At 63.7% G+C, this 4,694-nt stretch carries 4 protein-coding genes and 1 pseudogene; 4 read left to right on the top strand and 1 reads right to left on the bottom strand.

The window, feature by feature from the left end; all coding sequences use genetic code 11:
• Positions 1–364 precede the first annotated feature (364 nt).
• Positions 365–1,039 carry a DUF4304 domain-containing protein gene (locus tag FV228_RS20830; protein WP_281406511.1) on the top strand — a complete coding sequence of 225 codons (675 nt, stop codon included), beginning with the start codon at positions 365–367 and terminating at the stop codon, positions 1,037–1,039.
• A 95-nt stretch (positions 1,040–1,134) separates the two neighbouring features.
• Here FV228_RS20830 and FV228_RS20835 read toward each other — a convergent pair whose 3' ends face one another.
• The gene (locus FV228_RS20835; RefSeq protein ID WP_147856362.1) at positions 1,135–3,270 is read right to left on the bottom strand and encodes a S9 family peptidase; all 2,136 of its coding nucleotides are present in this window, start codon (positions 3,268–3,270) and stop codon (positions 1,135–1,137) included.
• 379 nt (positions 3,271–3,649) lie between these two features.
• On the opposite strand from FV228_RS20835, the gene FV228_RS20840 reads away from it, so the two are divergent.
• The 3 genes and pseudogenes from FV228_RS20840 to FV228_RS20850 all read left to right on the top strand — a co-directional run.
• Positions 3,650–4,075 (top strand): MucR family transcriptional regulator, encoded by a 426-nt coding sequence (locus tag FV228_RS20840; protein WP_246690117.1) that lies wholly within the window; start codon positions 3,650–3,652, stop codon positions 4,073–4,075.
• Between the two features lie 115 nt (positions 4,076–4,190).
• Positions 4,191–4,403, top strand: coding sequence for a hypothetical protein (locus tag FV228_RS20845; RefSeq protein WP_147856364.1), 213 nt, complete (start codon positions 4,191–4,193; stop codon positions 4,401–4,403).
• Between the two features lie 91 nt (positions 4,404–4,494).
• Positions 4,495–4,694: pseudogene (locus FV228_RS20850) on the top strand (ATPase); the annotation flags it as partial.

The raw sequence follows: 4,694 nt of genomic DNA on the forward strand, positions 1-4,694 counted from the left end.
GAGATGGACCGCGCCCGCGCCGCCGCGCTCAAGGCCGCCGCCGACAAGGCGGCGGCGGACGCGGCGCGACAGATGCGTGATCGAGGAGAAGCGAACGAGAACCCTGCGGTCGCACATCCTCAGGATGCAATGCCGCCGGAAGCACGGCCATAATCAAGTATATCCGACGTTGCGCAAATTCAGCGACTGCAAAATTTACGAATTTATTGCCCTGAGGTAATTTTGTGGTGTTCCGCGCCTCATATCGAAATGGCTGCTCCAACTAAGCAATTTAAGGTCTGAGGCTGATCGATTTTGCAGTATTTATAACGATCCGAGTGATATATTAACCCACCATTTGTCCTATCTGGATTTGAGTTCAATGATGTATAGATCAGAGCATGTTCAAGTGCTCAATAAAATTCAAAAAAATGTATTTAAAAATGTAAATTCATTCGGTTTTCGTAGTAGAAGACGAAGTCTAATGAGATTGGTTGATGGCGATATTCAGCATTTAATCGATTTCCAGGCGGGACGATATAATGTCGGGCCGCCATCTCATACGGAAATATTGAATCTGCGTCCAAATTTATACGGAAAATTCACCATAGAAATCGCTGTATTTGTGCCGGAAGTATTCGAAAGAATGAGCTTTAAGCTACGTTCTCGCAATTCCGTGAACTGCACGCATTGTCAGATTCGCCGCCGGCTCAGTTTAATTGCGTCGAATGACGATATCTGGTGGGACCTATCTGATAATATTGATTTATTGACGGATAAAGCAATTTGCTTGATAAATGAGTTTGGCATACCATTTCTGGATAGATTTTGTTCGCGGTACACAATAATTGAAGAGCTAACCGAATCTATATATAAAAAAGATAAAATGTCATCGGCTCCACTGCTTGATGTTGCTATGATCTACTGGAAGCTAGGTAAGCTTGACGACGCAAAGAATGCGTTGACAGATCATTTGATTGATCATCGAAGAAATTTGGTCACCCTCAGCATGAGGTCTATGTTCGTCATTTGTCATCTGAACTTGGGTGTGGCGAATTAAATGTTGCCTAAGAATTTAATCTCGCGCAATCTGCGCTATAGGATTGCAAAAAATGCTCAATTTTTTGCAATCCTATAGCTTTTTAGGTAGCGCCCCTACACCGTCCCCACCACCATCAGCGCGAAGGCGTAGATCAGCGCCACCTCTTCCAGCCGGTCGAAGCGGCCGGCCGCGCCGCCGTGGCCGGCTTCCATGTTGATGCGCAGGAGGATCGGGCCGCCGCCGGTCATCGTGGCGCGCAGGCGGGCGACCCATTTGGCCGGCTCCCAGTAGGTCACCCGCGGGTCGGTGAGGCCGCCCAGCGCCAGGATCGCCGGATAGGCCTTGGCGGCGACGTTGTCGTAGGGCGAGTACGACAGGATCGTCTCGAACGCCGCGACGCTCTCGGCCGGGTTGCCCCATTCGGGCCATTCCGGCGGGGTGAGCGGCAATTCCGCGTCCAGCATGGTGTTGAGCACGTCCACGAACGGCACGTCGGCGACGATGCCGGCGAACAGCTCCGGGGCGAGGTTGGCGACCGCGCCCATCAGCATGCCGCCGGCCGAGCCGCCATGGGCGACGATCCGCTTCTCCGCCGTGTAGCCGGCCGCGATCAACGCCCGCCCGCAGGCGATGAAGTCCGTGAAGGTGTTGGGCTTCTTCTCGCGCTTGCCGTCGAGGTACCAGCGCCAGCCCTTCTCGGTGCCGCCGCGGATATGCGCGATCGCGTAGACGAAGCCGCGGTCGACCAGGCTCAGCAGGTTGGTGCGGAACCCGGACGGCATCAGCGTCCCGTAGGAGCCGTAGCCGTAGAGGAGGAGCGGCGCCGAGCCGTCCAGCGCCAGGTCCCGGCGGTGCAGGAGCGAGATCGGCACCTGCTCGCCGTCCGGGGCGGTGGCGAACAGCCGGCGGGTCACGTAGGCGGCCGGATCGTGCCCGGACGGCACGGCCTGGCGCTTGCGCAGGGTCCGGCCGCGGCTGTCGCAGGCGTAGTCCCAGGTCTCGGACGGCGTCGTCATGGACGAGTAGACGAAGCGGATCGTCGCCGTGTCGAACGCGTGGCCGCCCCGCAGGCCCAGCGCGTAGGCCTCCTCGGCGAAGGCCACCGTGTGCTCGTCGTCATCGGCGAGGTCGCGCACGATGATCCGCGGCCTGGCGTTTTCGATCTCGAGGCGGACCAGATGGCCGGCCAGCAGGTGCAGGTGGCGGATCATCACCCCGGGCCGGTGGGGCACGAGGTCGGTCCAGTGGGCCCGGCCCGGGTCGTCGAGCGGCGCGGTGACGATCTTGAAGTCCTCGGCGCCGTCCGCGTTGGTGCGGATGTAGAGCCGGTCGCCCCGGTGCTCGACGTCGTAGATCAGCAGCGGCTCGCGCGCCTGCACCAGGCGCAGGGCGGCCGACGGCGCGTGCCGGTCGAGCAGCCGGACCTCCGACGTCTCGTGGTCGCTCGCGGTCACGTCGAGGAACGCCCCCGATTGGGTGCGCCCGATATGGACGAAGTAGCCGGCATCCGGCTCGGTGTAGAGCGTCTCGTCGTCCGCCTGCCCGGTGCCGAGCCGGTGGCGCATGACCTTGGCGGGGCGGTGGTTGGCGTCGAGGGCCACGTACCAGAAGCTGTGCCCGTCCGCGGCCCAGACCGCCTCGCCGGAGGTCGCCTCGACCCGGTCGTCGAGGTCGAGCCCGGTGGCGAGGTCGCGCACCCGGATCGTGTAGAGTTCCGACCCCTTGGTGTCGGCGCTCCAGGCGAGACGGCCGTGGTCGTCGGAATGGACCGCGGCGGCGATCTCGAAGAACGGCAGGCCCTCGCCCTCCCGGTCGCCGTCGATCAGGATCGTCTCGTCCGGGTCGGGGCCGGATTCCGGCACGTTCGGCGAGCCGGACGGCCGCCGGCAGACCAGCGGGTGCTGCCCGCCCTCCCGGTGGCGGGTGTAGTAGGCGTAGGGCCCGTCGGGATCGGGCACGCCGCTCTCGTCCTCCTGGATGCGGCCGCGCATCTCGGAGACCAGGGTCCTGCGCAGGTCGGCGGCGCCGGCGAGGGCGGCCTCCGCGAAGGCGTTCTCGGCCTTGAGGTAGGCGGCGATGTCGTCGGGCAGGGCGGCGGGGTCCTTGAGGACCGCCTGCCAGTTCTCCGCCTTCAGCCACGCGTAGTCGTCGACGATCTCCCGGCCGTGGACGCTGAAGCGCCGCGGCCGGATCTCGGCGACCGGCGCCCCGGTCCGGTGAGCAAGAAGGCCGCGCCCGATATCCGTCATCGTCTCTCCCGCCGGGTCCCGTCACGCCCGGTTGGGGATGTGTCCCGCCGCGGGCCGGGACGCAAGCCGCCGCGACGCCGGAACCGGCCGGGACATAACTTTAAGTGAGTTTGAAGCAACGGTCGTCTACTTATGGCTAGAAAATCGAGCCTTTAAGTATCGCACAACCGAAGCACCCGATGGGCGTCCGTAGTGCCATTCTAACTTGTAATACAAAATCGACTGTTGTACCTTCGTATGAGGGATCGATTGGTGCACGCGCGGCGTGGGGCCGCTTGTTTGTGCTAGGTATCACTCTGTCCTGATGCCTGCGGCAGGCAATGCTTCGACTGGCGAGGGTGGACGCGAAGCGTACGCGTCTTCGGAAATCTGGGGGCTCGTGGTGAAAGAGAACAGGAACGCGATCGATCTCGTCGGTGCGACGGCCGCCATCGTGGCGGCCTATGTCAGCAACAACGCCGTCCCGGTGAGCGAATTGCGGCCGTTGTTCGGGAACGTCCACGCGGCCCTGAAACGGGTCGTGGAGGACCACGCCGGCCCGGCGGACGTGCGGGCGGAGCCGGCGGTCCCGGTCGAGGGCTCGGTGACGGCGGATTACATCGTCTGCCTGGAGGACGGGCGGACGTTCAAGTCGCTCAAGCGGCATCTGCGCTCGAAGTACGGGATGAGCCCCGAGCAATACCGCGCGAAGTGGAAACTGCCCGCCGACTACCCGATGGTGGCGCCGAACTACGCCAAGGCCCGCTCCGAACTGGCCAAGGCGATCGGGCTGGGCCGGCCCGACGCCCTCCGGAGCGCCGCCTGAGGGCGAGCCGGCCGGGACCCGGGGCGGGGAAACCGCGACGCCGTCGGGCGTTGGGTTGCGATGGCGCGCTTCCTGCGAGGCCGTCGAACGCCCGTCCGGCGCCGAGGTGCTGAGCATGAACGCCATTCCCGATCCGCAGGACGGCGATCCCGCGGAGGACATCGAGCGGGTGAACGCCGTCCTCTCCGAATGGGCCGCGCGTTCCGCCGCCGACAGCGCGACGCTGATCGATCGCTTCGAAGATCTGGGCTACGCGGTCCGGGGCAAGTCCGAAGAGGAGATCGCCGAGATCCTCCGCCAGCCGCCGACGGGACAGCGCCGGACCTGAATCCCGTTCTAGGTAAAAATACCTTGACACCGGGGCCGATCGCACGGTAGGTGAGGCGGCGGGACGTTGCGCATCGCGATTGGAACAAACCATGAACAAAAGGGCGAAGTCCAGCGGGGCGAAGGCGGCGGCGCGTGCGACGGTCGGGGTGTCCCTGACGTCCGAGGCGGCGCGGCTCCTGGCCCGGCTCGGGGAGGTGGGGGCCTATGCCCGGCCGGACCCGCTCACCGAGGACGGCCTGCTCGTCCGGCGCGGCGGCGACGGGGTCTCGGTGGGGAGCGGGCGCTTCTC

It is taken from the genome of Methylobacterium sp. WL18 (assembly GCF_008040015.1).
Taxonomy (GTDB): Bacteria; Pseudomonadota; Alphaproteobacteria; order Rhizobiales; family Beijerinckiaceae; genus Methylobacterium; species Methylobacterium mesophilicum.